Below are 19,382 nucleotides of genomic sequence, written 5' to 3' on the forward strand. Positions count from 1 at the left end.
GCCACAGCCACAGCCACAGCCACAGCCACAGCCACAGCCACAGCCACAGCCACAGCCACAGCCACAGCCACGCAGAACGGCAACCGCGTCGCCATCGTGGTCTCCACCCGGATGCAACGCCTCGAAACCTGGGACGGAAAGCCGATCGGCCCCCGCTACCGCTGGGAAGGACAGGTCGGCACCCTGTATTTCGGTACGCTCTTCGAGGCCTACAACGCCTGCCTGTACGCGCACCGGCCCGCGTCGTTCCTGTTCACCGAGGACGTCGACGCCGAGGCCCTGCGGCGTTACGCCGCGGTGCTCGTCGTCGGCCAGCGCGTCGAGCTGGATCCGTCACTGGACGCGGCGCTGCGCTCGGCCGGGGTACCGGTGTTCTACGACCGCAGCTGCCGGGCGGAGCTGCTGACCGGCTTCACCCCGCTGGACGTCTCCTTCGACAAGGTCGCCCTCGGCGAGTCCGGCGGCAACGACGACGCGGCCTACTATCGGTTCCGACGGCACTTCCTGGACGACGCCGCGGTCCTGCGGCAGGCGCTCGCCGGCGCCGACGTACCCCCCGTCGCCGAATGCGACAACCCGGAGGTGCTCCTCAGCGAATGGACCTCCGGCTCCGTCCGGTACATCTGGGCGGTCAACAACACCATGCCCGACTGGGAACCCGGCCTGGCCTGGCGGGTGAGCCTGCTGAACACCCAGCGGATTCCCGTGACGGCCAGGCTGAAGGTCCGGGTGCCGCTCCTGCACACCGTGATCGACTTGCTGACCGGGGACCCCGTCTCCCTGCTGGGCGGTGAGTTCACCGCCGACCTGCGCACGGTACCGGCACGGGTCTACGCCGTCGTACCCCTGGTGCACGGCCCCCTGCCGACCGCGTCCGCCGACGCCTTCGGCCCGCACGTACGCGACGTCGCCGTGTCCTCCGACGGGCGGACAGCCCTGCTCAACACCTTCGCCTGGGACCACAACCTCTACGGCCTCGACCTCGCCACCGGACGCGTCGACTGGCGACGGCGCATCGGACACTTCTTCGCCTTCGCACCCACGGCGTGGTCCGGGGGATCCGGGGGATCCGGAGGATCCGGGGGATCCGGAGGATTCGCCGCGCAGGGCTTCGACATGCGCAGCGCCGAGGGCTACCACCTGTACCTGCTGGGCGGCGACGGGGCCGTGCGACGCCGGTACGCGCTGTTCGGCCTGCCGAAGAAGGCGACCAACTGGGCCCGCGCTGAATGGGGCTACGACACCGCGCTCAACAGCTTCGCGGTGGCACCGGACGGTTCGTGGGTCGCGGCGGGCGGAGACCTCGGCTTGGCGCTGTGGGGCGGCGCCTCAGGTACGGAGAGGTGGGCGCACCAGTGGTGGGCGGACCGCCGCGCGCCCCTGCGGCTGCTCGCCCTCGACAACGCGACGCTGGTCACCTACGCCCAGGGCACCATCACCGGCCTCTCGGCCGCCGACGGGTCCACCCTCTGGTCGATCACGGTCACCGACTCGGGTGTCTTCGGCGGCGGTACGGTCAGCGGGGACCGGCGCACCGTCGTCATCCCGTCGAACGCCGCCGGCGGCCGCCTGTACGTGATCCGTGGCGGCGCACTCGCCAACACCATCGCGACACCCGCCGAGGAGGTCTCCGTCTCGCACGACGGGTCGTTCATCGCCGTGACCTCCCGCGCGCAGCTGAAGGCGTTCGACGCCGACGGCGGCCTGCTGTGGACGTACACCGGGGACGACCTGCTGCGGCGCCCCCGCGTCTCGCCGGACGGGACGCGGGTCGCCGTCGGCAGCGAGCTGGGCACCCTGGTGGTGCTCGATCGCGACGGCACCGTACTGGCGGCCCCGGACCTACGGGCCCTGCCGGTACCGGCCTGGCTCCCCGGCGGCGATCTGCTGGCGGCCACCTGGATGGGTGTCGTGGTCCGCTACGACACGGGCATGCGGCCGCGGTGGCAGAGCCGGCTCGCCCCGACCGAGACCGACATCCGCCCCACGCTGCTGGCCCCGGACCCGACGCCGGTCGTCCGCAGGACGGGCTGGGGCAACACCATCCACCCGCCCCTCGGCCTGACGCCCAACCTGATCAAGGACACCCATGCCCTGATCAGCGCGGAGCTGACCGACCCGCGGCTCGTCATCGACCTGACGGCGCAGAACCCCATCGGGACGCTGTACGACGGGCGGACCGACCCGCCCGCGGTGCCCTGGCTGCCCTGGCTGGTGGTCAACCTCGTGGACAGCGGATGGCACGGCAAGTTCCTGCTGACCATCGACACCTTCCGCACTCAGGTGGAGCTCACCGGCGTCACCTTCGCCGAGGATCCCGCGCACCCCGAATCGTGGCTGCGCGACGTCCGGCTCCAGTGGTGGGAGACCGAGAACGAGGTCTGGCACGACGGCCCGATGCTGCTGTCGGGAGAGGTGGACGAGGCGCTGCACAGCCACCCTGTCCAACCGCCGCTCCGTGCGGCCAGGTTCCGGTTCGCCACCACCGGCGGCGGCAGCTGGCCGGCCGGCAACATCCGGCTCGGCGAACTCGTACTCCACGGCCGGCCCCTGGGCGCCTCCCATCGCGACGTGCTCGCCCGGCGCGGGCGGGCGGTCCTCTTCGACGAACGGACCGAGGACCTGCGGGCGTCATTCCAGCACGGCCACAACCCGATGTTCGGCTTCCAGCGCGGCGACGCCTTCTCCGGCGGCACCTGCCTCCGGATGAACGGGCCGGGGCAGGCGCACCCCGCCTTCAGGGGCAGCACGTTCGGCCACGCCGTTCCCGACTGGGACTTCGAGATCAGGGAGCGTCCCGAGCCGGGTCAGTACCGGTACTTCCAGTTCGCCTGGAAGGCCGCAGGCCCTCAGACCGCGGGGATGAGCGTACGGATCGGCGTGGCCTGGCCGAGCCCCTCGGTCGTGGTATCCGTCGGGGACGCCACATGGCCGCCCGACAGCGTGCTGGTCGAACACCGCGTCCCGAGCCGCCCGCCGGTCGAATGGAGGACCGTACGCGTGGACCTGTGGGCCCTCACGGGCGGGCGACTGCCACGGATCACCAGCATGAGCCTGCTCAGCAACGGTGGAGGAGCCCTGTTCGACCAACTACTGCTCGGCCGCACGCCGGAAGACCTTGCCTAAGCCTTCAACCTCCGCGCGAAATCCCCGGGGTCGCTCGTGTTCCCCACTTGTTTCCGACTTGAACGGACCGGCTGAGGCCGTCCAGCCCCTCAGCGACGGGCCGGTGCCCGTGGGATTCGGCTCAGCTCAGCCGGGCCGTGGCGTATGCCTCGATGGCGTCGCGCTGATAGGCGGCCAGGCCCGGCGCGATCGTCTCGTAGGCCGCGTTCCACGCCTCGTTGTCCACGCACGAGCGTCCGATCGCCCGGAACTCCTCGGTGGAGACGGCACGCGCTTCGGTCAGTGCCCGGTACTGGGCTTCGACCTCGGCCTGTACCTGGTCGGCGTCGGCGGGCAGGCCAGCGGCCATGAGCTCGGCCAGACGGATCATCTGCGCGGTCCGCCGGCGGTGCCCCGCATCGATCTCGGACTCGCTCATCGCCGCCACGCGCCGCCGGTTGTCCTCGGCCAGCTCGGGGAAATCGCGCAGGCTCTCCTCGTATACGGCGGGCCGGACACCCTCGAACAGGTTCTCCGGGCGGTTGATGCTGGTCATGGGCTTACCGTCCTTCCTGGACTGCTCCAGTTCGGCGATCGTGCGGGAGACGGTTCCGGCCAGGGCGTCGAGGCGGTCCCGTTCGGCGAGCAGCCTGTCGCGGTGCCCGCGCAGGGCCTCCAGCTCGTCGACCTGCTCGGCCAGGATCCGGCCGATCTCGGGCAGCCCCACGCCCAGCTCCCGCAGCACGAGGATTTGTTGCAGCCGCAGCAGCTGCCGCTCCTCGTAGTAGCGGTACCCGTTGGCGCCGACCCACGCCGGCGGCAGCACACCGATCTCGTCGTAGTGCCGCAGCGTTCGGGCCGTCACGCCCGACATCCGGGCGACCTCCGCGGTCGGCCACGCCATCGCCGTCTCCCTCACGAATCGTTCCATCGGACCGGTCTCTCCGGCCCTGTTCAGAACGGTAGAAGCTGCCGCAGCGGCAGTATCAACCCCGGCATCCGGGCATCTCCGGCTCCAAGCCCACGAGCCACCCCCACCCCCACCGGCGACGGCGACGGCGACGACCGGACCCCACGGAAGGCCCCGCGGCGGAGGCACCCGTCATGAGCTGAATATTCGGTTGCAGGGCTGTCCCGGGGCTCCTAGCCTGTTGCAGCTCTGTCGTGACCGTTCGGGGGTCCGACGACGTGTTTTGAGGTGATGACGTATCTCCCAGGCCCTGTAGCCGCTCGTTTTGAGGCTCTTTCCGGTTGCCCGCCATGGCGGGCTGCTGACGTGTGCCTCGGCGGCGGTGTACCCGATGGCCTGGGCTTCGTCATACCTTTCGCTTCGCTCCTGTCGCGCTGTAGGCGTACGGGCATGCCCAGGCCTGCCCTTTTTCCTCCTCTACGCGGACAGGAATCCTCGTTTCCGTGTCTACCGACACTTCTTCCTCCGTCCAGCCACGCCCCGCCGCCGGGCCGGGCCGGGCCCGCACCCTCACCTTGATCGTGGTGCTGGCCGCCGAGCTGATGAACGCGCTCGACGGCTCGATCGTCGATACCGCACTGCCGTCGATCCGGGACGGCATCGGCGCCTCGAGCGCCGCGGTCCAGTGGATCCACGCTGCCTACTCGCTGACCTTCGCCCTCGGGCTGATCACCGGCGGGCGGCTGGGCGACCTCTACGGCCGCAAGCGGGTCTTCCTGCTGGGAACCGGCGCCTTCACCGCGGCATCCGCGGTCTGCGGTCTCGCCGGCACCCCGGACCTGCTGGTCGCGGCACGCATCGTCCAGGGCGGCGCCGCGGCGGCGATGGTCCCGCAGGTCCTGGCGACCTTGCACGTCACCTTCGACAAGGGCTCCCGGGCCAGGGCATTCGGCCTGTACGGCACGGTCATGTCGCTGGGCAGCGTCCTGGGGCCGGTCCTGGGAGGCGTCATCACCGGCGCCGATCTCTTCGGCCTCGGCTGGCGGCCGATCTTTCTGATCAACCTGCCCATCGGCCTGGCGGCGGTGCTCCTCGGCCTGCGCTGCATCCCCGAGTCCCGGGAGCACAACGCCCGGCGCCTCGACCCACTGGGCATGGCTCTGTCCGGCCTGGGCCTGTTGCTGATCGCCTATCCCCTGACAGTCGGCGCGGAACACCACTGGCCCGCCTGGAGTCTGTTCATGCCGGCTGCGGGCCTGGCGGTCCTGGCGGTCTTCGTGCTCCAGCAGAAGGCCAGAAGCGCGCGGGGAGCCGCGCCGCTGGTCGTGCCGGCGCTGTTCAGGAGCAGGGCCTTCTGCGGGGGTCTGGCCGCACAGCTCGTCTTCGGGCTGCTGTCGGGCGTGTTCTTCCTGTCGTGGACCTTGTTCATGCAGGACGGCCTCGGCCTGTCTCCCGGTCAGGCGGCGCTGGGCTTCGTGATGGCCTCCCTGGGAGAAATGGCCGGTGCCTGGCTGGCGATGAGCCTCGCCGCCCGTCAGGGACGGCGCGCTCCGCAGGCCGGGGCTCTCCTCGCCGCTGCCACGCTGGGCAGCTATGCGTGGCTGATCGCCGACCGGGGCACCGGTCTGCCGTTGGTGTGGACCGTCGCTCCAATGCTGGTGGTCGGACTCGGTCTCGGCCTGATCGGGGCGGCCCTGGCCGAGATGACACTGGGGCAGGCCGACCACGGCTCCGCCGGCTCCGCGTCCGGGGTGTTCAACACCTCGACCCAGCTCGGGATCGCTCTGGGCACGGCACTGACCTCCGTGGTGTTCTTCGCCCGCTGCCCGGCCGGCAGCCGGGGAACCACCGTCACCACGGCGTTCGCCGGAACCATCTGGTACGTCATCGGCGCCCTGCTGGCGATGTGGGCCCTCATGCTCCTGCTGCCCGGACGCCGGCGAACAGGCTGAAACCCTCCTGAGCCCGGACCGGCGCGGCAGGTCCGGGCCCAGGGCCTGCCGCACAGCCGCCGGTACGAGAGCCGCTCGCGCTCCGGCACACCGTGTGCCGGGACCCTCCCGAGCCCCTCCCGAGCCCCCTTGCGGGCCCGGGAGGCCCGGGGTTGGCCGGGCCGGCCACCGCGCTTCCTTTCCCAAGGTCCTTGACAGAGGAACTACCACCCCATGATCCGAGTGCTGGTCGCAGATGGTCTGCGACTGACCCGCGAGGCGCTCTCTGCTGTCCTGGCGTCCGAACCCGGTGTGCACGTGGTCGCACAGGTGCCGCGGGGCGACGACGTCGTGCCGAGCGCCCTGCGGACCCGCCCGAACGTGGCGCTACTGGACGCCAATCTGCCCGGGCTGGACGGGATCTCGGCCGCAGCCCAGCTCAAAGCCGCCCTGCCCGCCTGCCGCATCATCATCGTGACCTCTCCTGATCGCCCCGGTGCCCTGCGGACCGCCCTCAAGACAGGGGTGGAAGGGTTCGTGAGCAAAGGCGCGTCCGTCAGAGAGCTGACCGACACCGTTCGGACGGCCGCCCGTGGCGAGCGGGTCCTGGACCCGCAGATCGTCGCCGACGCCCTGCACGCCCCCGACAACCCGCTGAGCGAACGCGACATCGCCATCCTCCGCCTGGCCGCGCAAGGACGGACACCGCAGGAAATCGCCGGGACACTGCATCTCTCACCGGGAACGGTCCGCAACAACCTCGCCGCCATCAACCGCAAGACCGGAGCACGCAACCGCATCGAGGCGATACGTACCGCCGCCACGCATGGCTGGATCTGACCGAGGGCTCCGGCTGCCGACCGGAACACCACGCGATCGAGGCGTGCAATCTGCACGAAGAACGATGCACTTTTCCTCTCCACAGGAGCTTCCGCAATGTCTCCTGATGGCTCTTCACTTCACATAACCGCAGGTCAGCGCGCTCCTTTCGGGAAAACCGGAGCGCAAATCGGCGGAGCGCATTCCGAACGGCTCTGGAAGAATGTGAACTCGGCGCGGGCCGCCGGCCGGCCCGGCGCCTCCAGCATGGCCTTCTCTTGGCCAGTACTGAATGCCAGGAAAACGAGCCCTTGACTCCATGGACGGCAATGCACCACTGAGTGCCCGTCAGGCCGGCCGGCTCCGACACGCATGGTCAGTCAAGGGAGCAAAGAGCGACGGTATCCGTCGCAGAACCGGGAGACACGATGTCCAGTCGATGTGATGTATGCGGCAAGCAGCCCAGCTTGGGGAGGCGCGTCGCGCGCGCGGGGCTCCGTGCCCAAGTCCGCCACGTCAAGGGGCGGTCGAGCCGCCGCTTCAATCCGAACATCCAACCGGTCAGGGCGGTCAAAGACGGCACGCCCGTACGTATGAAGGTGTGCACCTCGTGCATCAAAAAGGGCAAGGTGGAGCGCCGGGTCTCGGCGTAAGCCTTTCGGGCCTTCGCTTCGGTCACCTCAAGGACAGGATTCACATCCTCGATGCGGTCGTCCGCATGTGGCGCCGCCGTCCCGAGAGGGATGAGTTTCCCTGTCACGATTGCGGGCTGCTGACCGCACCTCTTGACGGGCCGGACGAGTGGTACACCGTGCTCGACAGCGTATGGGAGCGCGCCGGCGCCGGCGAGGAAAACGTCCTTTGCATCGGCTGTCTCGAGGCGCGCCTCGACCGCCGGCTGCGGCATACGGATTTCGTCACCGCCGCCCTCAATGACCCGGACTACGGACGGCACAGTAAACGACTGCTCAGTCGTTTGCAGCCCCCGGATCAGGGTTGATGTCATCCGGCGCTCCGCCCTCCGTCGCGTTGCGGAAGCGGGCCGTAACGGCACCTCCAAGATCGCGCCGTGCAGGGCGCCGGGCAGTGACAGGCGTGGGCCGGGGCGGTCGAAAAAATGGGTTTGCTCAGGATGAAGCCTCCTCTACCGTGGAAAAGATGGCGAAGCGCGCTCGCGCTTCATCTGTTCCGCGTTTCGAGGTGATGACGTATCTCCCAGGCCCTGTAACCGCTCGTTGTGAGGCACTGTTGCCGGTTGTCCGCCATGGGCGGCTTTCCCGGCGATGCCTCCACCGCGGTGTACCCGATGGCCTGGGTTTCGTCATGCCCTTTTCCGCTCCTGTCGCGCTTGCAGGCGACGACACGGGCACGCCCAGGCTTGCCCGTGTCCCACCTTCAACACGAACAGGAATTTGCGTTTCCGTGTCTACCGACACCTCCACCTCCGTCCGGCCGCGCCCTGGCGCCGGGCCGGGCCGTACTGCCATGATCACCCTGATCGTGGTGCTCGTCGCCGAGCTGATGAACGCGCTCGACGGCTCGATCGTCTACACCGCACTGCCGTCGATCCAGGCGGACACCGGCGCCTCCAGCGCCGCAGTGCAGTGGATCCCCGCCGCCTACACCCTCGCCTTCGCTCTGGCCCTGATCACCGGCGGGCGCCTGGGTGACCTCTACGGCCGCAAGCGGATCTTCCTCGCCGGGACCGCGGTGTTCACTCTCGCCTCGCTGTTGTGCGGCATCGCCACCGGCCCGGCCGTTCTGATCGCCGCGCGGGCTCTTCAGGGCGCCGCGGCGGCGGCCATGGTGCCGCAGGTCCTGGCGACCATCCACGTCACCTTCGACGGGGAATCCCGCGCGAAGGCGTTCGGCCTGTACGGCATGATCATGTCGCTCGGCGGTGTGCTCGGCCCCGTCCTGGGCGCCGTCCTGACCGCTGCCGACATCGCCGGACTGGGCTGGCGGCCGATCTTCCTGATCAACCTGCCCATCGGGCTGGCCACGGTGCTGCTCGGCCTCCGGTTCATTACGGAGTCCCGTGACCTGCAGGCACGGCGCCTGGACCCGCTGGGCATGGTGCTCTCCAGCACCGGTGTGCTGCTGATCGCCTACCCGCTCACCGTGGGCGGCGAGCGGCACTGGCCGGCCTGGAGCTTCGCCATGCTGGTCGCGGGCGCCCTCGTGCTGGCCGCATTCGTGGCCCAGCAGCGGGCCAGAACCGCCAAGGGCGGCTCGGCGCTGGTCGCGCTCTCCCTGTTCCGGGGCAAGGCGTTCACCGGCGGGCTCGCCGCCCAGCTGGTCTTCGGCCTGGTCTCCGGCGTCTTCCTGCTGACGTGGACCCTGTTCATGCAGGACGGGCTCGGCCTGTCCCCGGAGCAGTTCGCTCCGGCCTCCGTCGCCATCTCCATCGGCGGCATGGCCGGTGCCATGCTCGCTTCGAAGTGGGCCGCACGCCACATGCGGCGGGTGCCCCAGGCGGGTGTCTTCCTGGTCGCCGCCACCCTGGCCTGCTACCAGCTGCTGGTGAGCGACCAGGGAACCGGTACACCGTTCGCGGCCGCCGTCGCCCCGATGATCCTGCTCGGATTCGGCTTCGGCATGATCGGCGCCGGCCTGGCAGGCCTCACCCTCAGCCAGGTCGACCACGAGGACGCGGGCTCCGCGGCCGGACTGTTCAACACCGCGATGCAGCTCGGCACCGCCATGGGTATCGCGCTGGCCTCCGTGGTGTTCTTCACCCACGCCCCCGCAGGCAGCCACGGCACCACCGTGACCGGCGCCTTCGCGGGCAGCATCCGGTACGTCATCGCTGCCCTCGCGGTGATGTGGGCTCTGATGTTCCGGCTTCCCAAGCCGGCACAGCGCACCTGACCCACCGCACCCGGCGGCCTCGCCCCATCACCAGGGGGGGGGCCGCCGCCATCTCCCGCCAGGACACCCAGCCAGCCTCCGGCGCCCCTCTCCCACGACTTCCCGAACTGCGCCACTCCCGCCCCACCGGGCCACATGCGGTATCGGCCCGTGGTGTCACCACCGTCCCCGGTGCAGAGCTTGACTTGAGCCCGTCCTTGGCGCGAACGCGGCTCCGGTCACGTCACGCCGCCCGGCGTGTCCTCAGCTCGGCGAGCCACGCACGCACCTGCTCGTCGTCGTGCAGGTAGCTGCCGCTCTCGGCCGCAGGAAGGTCGATTCCGTAGAGAAGCTTGAGCGCCCACCAGGACGTGTCGTCCCAGTCAAGTCCGTCGTCGGCCACCCACCGTGCGGCCCAGCGGTCGGCCTCGTCCCGGGTCAGGCGTCCCTCGACAAGTGCAACGAAGCACTCTTCGATCTCATCAAGACTGGGCCGGCGACTGGCATCCATATCGTGACCGTACACGCAGCCCACATCGCCTGATGCGGCGCCCGGCCTCCCGGCTCGGCCTGCGAGCCAACCGCAACGCCGGGGCGATCGAGGCCGGGACACCATTTGCCGTCGACGTCGCTGCCCTTCACATCGTCGAGCTGGGCGTACAGCCCGCTGAGCGTCTACCGGGAGGATTACGGCCTGATCATTATCTCGGACGCCGAGGTCGGCATGTTCTGGAACTTCTCCGACTAGATGTCCGGGCTGCAGGTGTCCTGCCATCGCGCGGTGCCCCACTCCCACATACTGCGCACCACCGGCTCCAGGGCCCGGCCCCGCGCCGTGAGTGTGTAGCGGACTCGTGGGGGCCAACCGGGGGTGCGGTGACGCTCGATCACGCCGGCGCCGGTCAAGTGGGCCAGCCGGTCGGAGAGGACCTTGTCCGAGAGGGCGGGCAGGGCGGTGGACAGCTCCGAGTACGTGGCCTGGCCGCGGCGCAGGAACTCGCGGAGCACCAGGGGCGTCCACCGGCCGGCCAGCGTGGCGAGGGTGATGTCCACGGGGCAGTGCGGGTGGTGGCCCGGCGGAACAAGGTCGCTGTCGGGACAGTCCGCCAGCGGGCCGTGGTCGACCGGCCGTGCGTGTCCAACCGTTTGGTGAGTCACGGCAGCCCTTCCTAACGTCTCGCGTGAACAGCCCGCACGCTACTCTCGGGGGTCATCTTGCGTATCCATCACCTGAACTGCGGTTCTCTCCGGACGATTCCCCCGCTCGGCGAGGAACGCCTCACAGGCACCGCGACCGGCCCATTGGCCACCGTGTGCCACTGCCTGCTCATCGAGACGGACTCGGACGGGCTGATTCTGGTCGACACCGGCCTCGGTACTGCTGACCGGCACGACCCCGAAGGGACACTGGGAGCGGACTGGGTGGCCTACGCCCAGCCCGCCCGGCATCCCGAGGAGAGCGCGCTGCGGCAGATCATCCACCTCGGCTACGACCCGCGGGACGTGCGGCACATCGTGCTCACCCACCTGCACCGCGACCACACCGGAGGGCTGCCGGACTTCCCTCGCGCACGGGTGCACGTGCACCCGGCCGAGTACCGGGCCGTCACCGACCCCGCGGACCCGCACCACCAGCACAGCCTCGACCGCTTCATGCCGGCGCATCGGGCGCACGGCCCGCTGCTGACGCCCGCCGTCGCGGAGGAGGGCGCACAGTGGTTCGGCTTCCCGGGAGTGGCGCGTCCGCAGGGGCCGGCCTGTGAGCTGCTGCTGGTGCCGCTGCCGGGCCACTCGGCGGGCCACTCGGGCGTGGCCGTGCGTGACGATGCCGGACGGTGGCTCCTGCACGCCGGCGACGCGTACATGTACCACGGCGAGATCGAGCAGACCCCGCCTCTGTGCCACCCCGCCTTCGCTCCGATCCAGGACGGAGCCCAGACCGACACCGACGCCCGCCTCGCCACCCGCGAACGGCTGCACGCCCTCCGTCTCGACCACGGAGACCAGGTCACCGTCTTCAGCGCGCACGACCCCTGGGAACTCGCGCGTTTCACCACGCCCTCCGGCGCGTGACGGGTGTGGCGGGCACGCTCGGAGGGGCGCTTCTTACGCAACGAGGTGCCGAGAGGCCCAAGAGGCGTGAGCCAGAGATGACTCGGGCCGTCCAGGAAACCCGCGAGAACCGCGAACTGAGGCGGCGCTGCTACTGGGCTCCGGCCCTCAGCACGTTGGCGTACGTATCTCCCACGCGGTCCTGTCAGCAGCCCTTCGGCGATCAGCGGCATCCGGACTGCTCGGGCGCCGCTCAGTAGAAGGCGACGGACCATGCGTTCGGCACCAAACGGGCCTGGGTCGGCAGCAGAATATCGACCAAGTTCTTGCAGGACAGGTCCGATTCCACGAAGGCCATGCCGTCGGTGGCGTTGACGATCAGGGCGGGATTGCCGGGCCAGTTGCTCGCGTGGCAGCCGGTGGGGTTCTCCCAGCGGCCACCGTTGACCAGGGCAGCAGCAGGCTGCCCGGAACGCGGAACCGGGACGCCCGGGCAGGTGCGTCTTAGTCGTCGACGGCACCGGGGGCCAGGGCCGGGACGGGGAAGGCGTGGCGGGCTTCACCGCCGGACCACCACACGCCCACGGCGAAGACCGCTGCCGCCTCCAGCAGTGCAGCCCGGTGCAGACCGCCGCACGGCAGCGGGGTGCACCCCATCGACGCGATCAGCTCCCCCGCCAGTGCGGCGGCGGACGGGGTGTCCGCGCAGAAGGGCACGGCCAGCGGAGCGCCCTCGAAAGACGGTTGCGGCAGGGTCCAGATGCTCTCGTGGCAGATGCCGAACACCTTGACGACATGAGCGTCCGGCGCAGCCACCGCGATGCGTGTGGCGACCGAGTCCGTACCCCCGGCTGTGGACAGGACCGGGCCGTCGCCGGAGGGCTTCATCGGCACCGTGCAGTCGAGGACGGTCCGTCCGGCGAGCTCGGTGGCCAGCTCCTCGGCCAACTGCGGTGCGGTGTCGGCGGGGACGGCCAGCAGCACCGCCTCTCCGTAGCGCGCGGCCTCGACGGCGCTGCCGTGCGCGGCGGCCCCCATGCGCGCGGCCGTGCCGGCAGCCGCAGCAGCGTCCCGGCCGCCCACCATGACCTCGTGCCCGGCCCGCACCCAGGCCCCGCCCAGTGCCGCCGCCATGGCCCCCGTGCCGAGAATGCCGATGCGCATCGTTCTGCTCCCCTTGGTGTCGTGGAATGTCATGCTCGGGACGCTAGGCGAGCCGATGCACACCGTCCGGTAGGCATCGGCCAGGCAGAATGTCCGCATGGAGCAGGAGGACGTGGACGGGGACAGCATGGGCGGGGATCCGTTCGCGGCGGACTGCCGGGCCCGGATCGCCGTCGAGGTACTGGCCAACCGCTGGGACAGCGTGGTCGTCTACGTCCTCGGCGAGTCGGGTCCGATGCGGCCCCGCGCGCTGCTGACCCGGATCGGTGGTATCAGCGCCAAGGTGCTCAACGAGGCTTTGCGGCGGCTGGAGTACAACGGCTTGGTGGAGCGCCGTCGTTACGCCGAGGCTCCGCCCCGCGTCGACTACACGCTCACCGAAGCCGGCACCGCCCTGCTCACGCCGATCCGCGCCCTGGGAGCCTGGGCGGCGGCTTATGGAGACGAAGTGTTGGCGGCACAGGACAGGATGCGCCGGCACCGGCGCCAAGGTGTCCTCACCGGCCCGGCGGATGACGACCCGTCGCACGCGCCCTGACTCGAGCCGCAAGGTAGCGGGGTGATCACCTGCTCACCGCCGCCTCAACGGCCTGGTCACCACTCCGCTCCGCCGACCCTACGGGGCCTTCTCTGCGCCGATCTGTGTCCCGCCTCACCCGTGCAACCGGCTGTACGAAGGGGCGCAAGAGGCCTAGCCTCCTTTCATACGGCACCGTATAACCCGAGGGGGACACCGTCATGTCGTTCGGTTTTGTTGCCTTCCACTACCCGGCACCCGAACACCTGGAGGAGTTCATCGGCCATTGCCACGAGGTCGCCGAGGCGTCGCGGGCGCAGCCGGGGTTCCTGTCCGTCGGGGTCTGGGTCACCCCGGACGGCGAAGCCGTCGTCACCACGGGCGCGTTCGAGTCCGAGGAGGCTTTCCGGGCGGCGGCCGAGGTCGGTCGTGAGATGGGAGCGACGCCCGACGGGCTGAGCGACCTGGAAGTCAAGCCCCGCCAGGTTCACTTCCTGGTGTCGCGGTAGGCAGGAAGGCTCGCGGCCTCGGCTACGGCCCGTCCGGAGACGGGGGCAGGTCGAGGTCGGCGAGGGCCTTGAGCTGGTCCGCTGTCATTTCCGAGGGGATCGGGACCGGGGGTGCCGAACGCAGGGGCGGTACCCAGCCCGTTTCCGGCTGCCAGCGGCGGACGACCTTCGCCGGGGCGCCTGCGACCACCGCGTGGTCCGGGATGTCGCCGCGGACGACCGCGCCTGCGGCCACGACCACGTTCCGGCCCAGGCGCGCGCCCGGGAGTATGACGGCGCCGGTGCCGAGCCAGCTGCCGGAGCCTATGGTCACGGGGGCGCTGCGCGGCCACTGGCGGCCGATGGGCTGGTGGGGGTCGTCGTAGGAGTGGTTGTCGCTGGTGACGTAGACGTACGGGCCGCAGAAGACGTCGTCGCCGAAGGTCACCGGCTGGGAGGCCACGACGTGGCTGCCGCGGCCGAGGACCACGCCGTTGCCGAGGCGGAGCACGGGGTCGGGGCCGAGGTCGAGGTCCGGCATCATGCCGGCGGTGAGGGTGACCTGCTCGCCGATGATGCAGTGGTCGCCGAGCTCGATCCAGCGCTCGCCGAAGACCGTGCCCAGCGGGAAGGCGAGCCGGGTCGCGGGGCCGATGCGTCGGAAGCGGTACGGGCCCGGCTGCTCGGCGGTCACCGCGCCGGCCTGCTGGATCCACCGCCAGCCCCGGTGGACCGCGCGGGACGCGGCACGACGCCCCCACGCGCGCAGGGCGGCGGAGGCGTCGGATGAGAACGTGTTCCGGTTCTTCGGCACCCGGACACGGTAGTCGGCCGCGTGCCGGCCGGCCGACGGGGGTGACCTGTGATCTTCACCCCACCGGCCGGGCCGGCCGGACAGACGGATCAGTCCGCGAGGGCCGCCCGGACCTCCTCGCGCAGCAACTCGACGTAGTCGCGCGCCCAGCCTTCGACGGTCTCCCGGTCCCACAGGTCGGACGAGTACTCGACCATGCCCGCGAGCACGTCGCCCGCCGGAACGAGCCCGAAGGTGAGCTCCGCCCGCGAGGCGGCCGGCGCGAGGTCCTCGACGGCCGCCGTCAGGCCCGGCATGTCGATGTCGGTCTCCAGCGAGCTCTGGTACGCGAAGCCGACCGCGAGCCGGTCCGGCATGTCCACACCCTCCCGCTGCATCAGGGGGGCGAGACGCCGCGGCGGCACGAGCTCGTCGATGCACTCCACGGACGTCCGGGCGACCCGGTCCGTCAGCGCCGCGAACGACGCCGCCTCGCCGTCACGCACCCGCAGCGCGAAACCGGACGTCGTGCAGGCCACGAGCGACTCGAACTCGCGCCGCTCCCGGTTGGCGTAGGAGATGCTGAACACGACGTCGGACTGTCCCGACGTGCGGGCCATCAGCCGGCCCAGCGCCGCCACGGTGATCACGAACGGCGTGGTGCCCCTGCTGCGCGCCAGGCGGTCGACGTCCGCGCGTACGTCGGCGGGAACCGTGAACATCACGGCGCCGCCCCGTCCACTGGGCTCCTCGGGGCGCGGCCGGTCCAGCGGAAGGTCGATCCCGAACGGCACGCCGTCCAGCTCCCGCCGCCAGAACGCCAGCTTGCGCTCGTCGGCCGCCGGGTCGGCGTGCTCGCGCTGCCAGCGCGCGTACGCACCCGGCTGCAGCGGATCCGGCGCCAGCCCGTCGGGCAGGCCCTTCGCCGCGGCGCCGTAGAGCGCGGCCAGCTCCTTCAGCAGCAGGCTGACGGCCCACCCGTCGCACACGGCGTGGTGCAGGACGAACAGCAGCACCCAGGTGCGCTCGCCGGTCCGCAGCAGGCGCAGCCGCGGCCCCGCGCCGACGGCCAGGTCGAACGGAGCCTCGGCGGCTTCGGCGGCGATCCGCTCCGCCTCCGCCTCGCGCTCCCCCGCCGGCAGACCGCTCAGGTCCTCCACGGGCAGGCCCAGCACGTCGACGGGCCGGGCCTGCAGCACCTCCTGCTGCCAGTCGTCGCCCGCCGCGACGATGCGGGTCCGCAGGCCCTCGTGCCGCGCGACCAGCCGGGTCAGGGCGGTACGCAGCGCGGCCGCGTCCAGGTCCCCGGTGAGGGTCAGGCGCATCGCCACGTTGAACACCTGCGGGAGGGGATGGCCGAGCTGGCCCGTGGCGAAGCGGATCTGCTGCTCGCTGGCGGGGGCCCGGTCCTCCACGGCCTCCACGGCCTCCACAACCTCTACGACCTCCACGACCTCTGCGGCCTCGCCGAAGACCACGCCCTCCGTCTCCGTTTCCCCGCCGGGGGAAGAGTCGGACAGGAACGCCGCCATGGCCCGCAGCGTCGGCTCCTCGTAGAAGCGCACCATCGGGTACTCCGTGCCGAACTCCTCACGGGCCCGGTTCACCAGCCGGATCGCCGTGATCGAGTGGCCGCCGAGGTCGAAGAACGAGGCGTCCGGGGCGATGGCGTCGGCGTCCGTACCGAACTCCGCGGCCCACAGGGCGCGCAGTCGGCGCTCTACGTCCTTGCGCATCGCAAAGCTGCTACCGGCATCGGCACCGGCAGGAACGACCGGCGCGGCCGGTGCCGCCGTCACGAGGTCCGGTGCCGGCAGGCCCGCGCGGTCCAGCTTGCCCGCCGCCGTCACCGGCAGCCCGGCCAGGACCGACCAGGCGCGCGGCACGAGGTACTCGGGCAGGCGCTCGGCCAGGGCGTCGGCCATCAGGTCGGCGAACGCCTGCCGGTCGTCGGCGCCGTCCCCCACCGGGTCGGCGGGGACGGCGAAGGCGGCGAGGTACGCCTCGCCCCGGCCGTTGCGGCGCGCCAGGACGACGGCCTCGCGCACGCCGTCCAGGGCGTTGAGCGCGCGGGAGACCTCCTCCGGCTCGACGCGGAAGCCGCGGATCTTCACCTGGTCGTCGGTGCGGCCGCGGAACTGCAGCCTGCCGTCGGCGGTCCAGCGCACGAGGTCGCCCGTGCGGTACAGCCGGCCCTCCGCACCACCGTCGGTGTCGGTGTCGGTCAGGAAGCGTTCCGCGGTGGCCTCAGGCCGGTGCAGATAGCCGAGGGCCACGCCCGGGCCGCCCACGTACAGCTCCCCCACCGCGCCCACCGGCACCGGCGCGCCCGACTCGTCCCGTACGCGCACGCGCACGTTGTCGACGGGACGGCCGATCGCGATCTCCTCGCCGCCCGACTGCGCCCCGGACTGCGGGCCGGGGGCGACGGTCTCTACGGTGCACAGCACGGTGATCTCGGTCGGCCCGTAGACGTTGACGACCTCGTACGGCGTGCCGGGGCGCGGCCGGGTGCGCATGACGTCACCGCCCAGGAGGAGGTGGCGCAGCGGCGGCTGGTCGCCCGGCGGGAGCTGCAGCACGGTCTCGCCGAGGGCCGTCGGCAGAATGGTGAAGGTGACCTCTTGCGCCGCGTACCAGCGGGCGAGCGCGAGCGGGTCCTTGCGGACGGCGTCGCCGGCGACGGCGATCGACGCCCCCGCGGTCAGCGCGGGCCAGATCTCCATGACCGAGGCGTCGAAGCTCTGGCTGCACACGACGGCACTGCGGTCGGCGGCGGTGAAGCCGAAGCGCCGGTGCTGCCACGCGCACAGGTCGGTGACGGCGCGGTGCGGCACGGCGACGCCCTTGGGCGTACCGGTGCTGCCCGACGTGTAGATGACGTAGCACAGGGACTCGCTGTCCGAGGCCGAGGCCGAGGACAAGGCCGAGGACGACGTCGCAGATGCCGCACCCGCCCTCGTGCCCGCCGGGACCTCGTCAGGGGCGACGACGGCGACACCGTCCGGAAGGCGGAGCTCCGCCGCCCGCTCGTGCGGGGACACCAGGGTGCGGGCGCCCGACTCGGCGAGCACCGTCTCCGCCCGGTACCGGCCGAGCGCGGGGTCCAGCGGCACGTACGCGCGGCCGGACTTCAGCGCCGCCAGCATGGCGACGACCAGGTCGGCGGAGCGGGGCAGCCACAGGGCGACGGGCGCGCCGTCGCCCTGCTCCCGGAGGACGGCGGCGAGCCGGTCGGCCCGCCCCTCCAGCTGCCGGTAGGTCAGTACGGTGTCGCCGTCGATCACGGCGGTGGCGCCGGGCGCCGCCGCGGCCTGCCGGGCGACCAGTTCGTGGACGGTCACGTCGCTGACGGGCCGCACCGGGCCGTCCTGCCAGGCGGACGGTACGGGGTCGCCGGGGGCGGCCGTCGCGACGAGCCCGGACAGCGGGGCCTCCGGCGCCTCGACGGCGGCCGCGAGCAGGTCCCGGAAGGTGCCGAAGAACCGGTCGACCGTCTCCGGGTCGAACAGGTCGGTGTTGTACTCCAGGTGGCAGCGGATGCCCTGCGGCTGGTCCGTGAAGTAGACGGTGAAGTCCGTCAGGGCCTTGTCCGGACCCGCGTCCAGCGGCGTGGCCCGCACACCGGGCAGCTCGAAGCGGAAGGGCTCGCTGCTCTGGAACTCGGCGAGGACCTGGAAGACGGGAGTGCGGTCCAGGACCCGCGCCGGGGCGAGCTCGCGCACGACCGCCTCGAAGGGCACGCCCGCGTGGTCGTACGCGTCCAGTGCACGCCCCCGCACCCGGTCCAGGAGGGCGGCGAAGGACGGGTCGCCGGACAGGTCGAAGCGCAGGGCGAGGGTGTTGACGAAGAACCCGAGCAGGTCCTCGGCGCGCTGCGGCCGGTCGGAGATCGGCGTGCCGATGACGATGTCGTCCTGCCCGGTGACCCGGTGCAGCATGGCCGCGTAACCCGCGAGCAGCGTCATGAACAGGGTCCCGCGGCGGGCCCTGCTCAGCTCCCGCAGCCGCGTGGAGAGCTCCGGGTCCAGGGTGCGGAAGACGGCCCGTCCGTTGGACGTCATGACCGCCGGGCGCGGCCGGTCGGTGGGCAGGCGCAGGACGGGCAGGTCGCCGCCGAGCGTCTCGCGCCAGTACGCCAGGTCCGCGGCCGCCTCCGGCCCCTCCAGGGCGGCGGCCTGCTCGCGGGCGTGCTCGGCGTAGCTCCACGTCAGCTCGGGCAGGGTGAGCTCGGTGCCGTCGCGCCAGGCTTGGTAGAGGGCGGACAGGTCCCGGGTCAGGACGGTCGCGGAGGCCGCGTCGACCACGATGTGGTGGAGGGACAGCACGAGGACGTGCGCGTCGTCCGCGAGCTTCACCAGGCGCGTGACGAACAGGGGCCCTTCCGCGAGGTCGAAGCGCCGGGCGCTCTCGGCGGCCAGGGTCTCCCGCACCGCCGCCTCACCGCGCGCCGTGCCGTCCACGACGGCGAAGTCGGGCTCGGCCGGAGCCCGTACGACCTGGCGCGGCTCGCCGCCGACCTCCCGGAAGACGGTCCGCAGCCCTTCGTGGCGCGCCACCAGGCCGCGCAGCGCCGCACGCAGGGCCGCCACGTCCAGCGGGCCGTCCAGGCGGATCGCCTTGGTCTCGTTGTAGGCGGTGCGGCCCGGCAGCATGCGCTCCAGGAACCAGATGCGCTCCTGGCCCGGGGAGAGTGGGGCGTCGGCGGGGACGGCGGCGGGGGCCGGACCCGGCACCGGAACGGGGGCTGGGG

The 19,382-nt window shown here is 71.5% G+C and carries 15 protein-coding genes; 9 read left to right on the forward strand and 6 right to left on the reverse strand.

All coding sequences use genetic code 11. The features are described 5' to 3' along the window. Positions 1-111: 111 nt before the first annotated feature. The gene (locus ACSNOG_RS25620; RefSeq protein ID WP_436755064.1) at positions 112-3,126 is read left to right on the forward strand and encodes a WD40 repeat domain-containing protein; all 3,015 of its coding nucleotides are present in this window, start codon (positions 112-114) and stop codon (positions 3,124-3,126) included. A gap of 121 nt (positions 3,127-3,247) precedes the next feature. Here the strand turns inward: ACSNOG_RS25620 and ACSNOG_RS25625 are convergent, their stop codons facing one another. After that, positions 3,248-4,009, reverse strand: coding sequence for a MerR family transcriptional regulator (locus ACSNOG_RS25625; protein WP_436755065.1), 762 nt, complete (start codon positions 4,007-4,009; stop codon positions 3,248-3,250). 509 nt (positions 4,010-4,518) lie between these two features. Between ACSNOG_RS25625 and ACSNOG_RS25630 the strand changes: the two genes are divergently transcribed. The 5 genes from ACSNOG_RS25630 to ACSNOG_RS25650 all read left to right on the forward strand — a co-directional run bounded on the left by ACSNOG_RS25630 (position 4,519) and on the right by ACSNOG_RS25650 (position 9,636). Then, complete coding sequence (locus tag ACSNOG_RS25630; protein WP_436755066.1) at positions 4,519-5,967, forward strand: MFS transporter; 1,449 nt, start codon at positions 4,519-4,521, stop codon at positions 5,965-5,967. Between the two features lie 213 nt (positions 5,968-6,180). Next, complete coding sequence (locus ACSNOG_RS25635) at positions 6,181-6,786, forward strand: response regulator transcription factor (RefSeq protein WP_436755067.1); 606 nt, start codon at positions 6,181-6,183, stop codon at positions 6,784-6,786. Between the two features lie 407 nt (positions 6,787-7,193). After that, positions 7,194-7,418, forward strand: coding sequence for a 50S ribosomal protein L28 (gene rpmB / locus ACSNOG_RS25640; RefSeq protein ID WP_436755068.1), 225 nt, complete (start codon positions 7,194-7,196; stop codon positions 7,416-7,418). Beyond that, complete coding sequence (locus ACSNOG_RS25645) at positions 7,367-7,765, forward strand: hypothetical protein (RefSeq protein ID WP_436755069.1); 399 nt, start codon at positions 7,367-7,369, stop codon at positions 7,763-7,765. The genes rpmB and ACSNOG_RS25645 overlap by 52 nt, the downstream gene beginning before the upstream one ends. Positions 7,766-8,187: 422 nt before the next feature. Next, the gene (locus tag ACSNOG_RS25650) at positions 8,188-9,636 is read left to right on the forward strand and encodes an MFS transporter (protein WP_436755070.1); all 1,449 of its coding nucleotides are present in this window, start codon (positions 8,188-8,190) and stop codon (positions 9,634-9,636) included. Between the two features lie 223 nt (positions 9,637-9,859). Here the strand turns inward: ACSNOG_RS25650 and ACSNOG_RS25655 are convergent, their stop codons facing one another. Together ACSNOG_RS25655 and ACSNOG_RS25660 are read right to left on the reverse strand one after the other, a co-directional pair. Then, positions 9,860-10,126 (reverse strand): hypothetical protein, encoded by a 267-nt coding sequence (locus tag ACSNOG_RS25655; RefSeq protein ID WP_436755071.1) that lies wholly within the window; start codon positions 10,124-10,126, stop codon positions 9,860-9,862. Between the two features lie 233 nt (positions 10,127-10,359). Next, positions 10,360-10,773, reverse strand: a complete 414-nt coding sequence (locus ACSNOG_RS25660; RefSeq protein WP_436755072.1) for a winged helix-turn-helix transcriptional regulator — start codon at positions 10,771-10,773, stop codon at positions 10,360-10,362. A gap of 57 nt (positions 10,774-10,830) precedes the next feature. Between ACSNOG_RS25660 and ACSNOG_RS25665 the strand changes: the two genes are divergently transcribed. Further along, a complete protein-coding gene (locus tag ACSNOG_RS25665) occupies positions 10,831-11,688 on the forward strand; it encodes an MBL fold metallo-hydrolase (protein WP_436755073.1) in 858 nt (285 codons plus the stop codon). A 483-nt stretch (positions 11,689-12,171) separates the two neighbouring features. On the opposite strand, the gene ACSNOG_RS25670 is transcribed toward ACSNOG_RS25665, so the two are convergent. Beyond that, positions 12,172-12,864 carry an NADPH-dependent F420 reductase gene (locus ACSNOG_RS25670; RefSeq protein ID WP_436755074.1) on the reverse strand — a complete coding sequence of 231 codons (693 nt, stop codon included), beginning with the start codon at positions 12,862-12,864 and terminating at the stop codon, positions 12,172-12,174. Positions 12,865-12,928: 64 nt separating this feature from the next. Here ACSNOG_RS25670 and ACSNOG_RS25675 point away from each other — a divergent pair, with 64 nt between their 5' ends. Both ACSNOG_RS25675 and ACSNOG_RS25680 read left to right on the forward strand, forming a co-directional pair. Then, a complete protein-coding gene (locus tag ACSNOG_RS25675) occupies positions 12,929-13,369 on the forward strand; it encodes a winged helix-turn-helix transcriptional regulator (RefSeq protein ID WP_436755075.1) in 441 nt (146 codons plus the stop codon). 200 nt (positions 13,370-13,569) lie between these two features. Beyond that, on the forward strand, positions 13,570-13,857 hold the full coding sequence (locus ACSNOG_RS25680; RefSeq protein ID WP_436755076.1) for a putative quinol monooxygenase: 288 nt from the start codon (positions 13,570-13,572) through the stop codon (positions 13,855-13,857). 22 nt (positions 13,858-13,879) lie between these two features. On the opposite strand, the gene ACSNOG_RS25685 is transcribed toward ACSNOG_RS25680, so the two are convergent. Together ACSNOG_RS25685 and ACSNOG_RS25690 are read right to left on the reverse strand one after the other, a co-directional pair. Then, on the reverse strand, positions 13,880-14,650 hold the full coding sequence (locus ACSNOG_RS25685) for an acyltransferase (RefSeq protein ID WP_436755077.1): 771 nt from the start codon (positions 14,648-14,650) through the stop codon (positions 13,880-13,882). Between the two features lie 89 nt (positions 14,651-14,739). Then, positions 14,740-19,365 carry an amino acid adenylation domain-containing protein gene (locus ACSNOG_RS25690; RefSeq protein WP_436755078.1) on the reverse strand — a complete coding sequence of 1,542 codons (4,626 nt, stop codon included), beginning with the start codon at positions 19,363-19,365 and terminating at the stop codon, positions 14,740-14,742. Between the last annotated feature and the right edge of the window lie 17 nt (positions 19,366-19,382).

This window comes from Streptomyces sp. URMC 124, from assembly GCF_051386455.1.
GTDB lineage: Bacteria > Actinomycetota > Actinomycetes > Streptomycetales > Streptomycetaceae > Streptomyces.

What these genes read in the sequence shown, in the direction of transcription:
- ACSNOG_RS25620 (WP_436755064.1), top strand. Translation starts at nt 112, where the DNA reads ATGCAACGCCTCGAAACCTGGGACGGAAAGCCGATCGGCCCCCGCTAC.
- ACSNOG_RS25625 (WP_436755065.1), bottom strand. Translation starts at nt 4,009, where the DNA reads ATGGCGTGGCCGACCGCGGAGGTCGCCCGGATGTCGGGCGTGACGGCC.
- ACSNOG_RS25635 (WP_436755067.1), top strand. Translation starts at nt 6,181, where the DNA reads ATGATCCGAGTGCTGGTCGCAGATGGTCTGCGACTGACCCGCGAGGCG.
- rpmB (WP_436755068.1), top strand. Translation starts at nt 7,194, where the DNA reads ATGTCCAGTCGATGTGATGTATGCGGCAAGCAGCCCAGCTTGGGGAGG.
- ACSNOG_RS25655 (WP_436755071.1), bottom strand. Translation starts at nt 10,126, where the DNA reads ATGGATGCCAGTCGCCGGCCCAGTCTTGATGAGATCGAAGAGTGCTTC.
- ACSNOG_RS25670 (WP_436755074.1), bottom strand. Translation starts at nt 12,864, where the DNA reads ATGACATTCCACGACACCAAGGGGAGCAGAACGATGCGCATCGGCATT.
- ACSNOG_RS25675 (WP_436755075.1), top strand. Translation starts at nt 12,929, where the DNA reads ATGGAGCAGGAGGACGTGGACGGGGACAGCATGGGCGGGGATCCGTTC.
- ACSNOG_RS25680 (WP_436755076.1), top strand. Translation starts at nt 13,570, where the DNA reads ATGTCGTTCGGTTTTGTTGCCTTCCACTACCCGGCACCCGAACACCTG.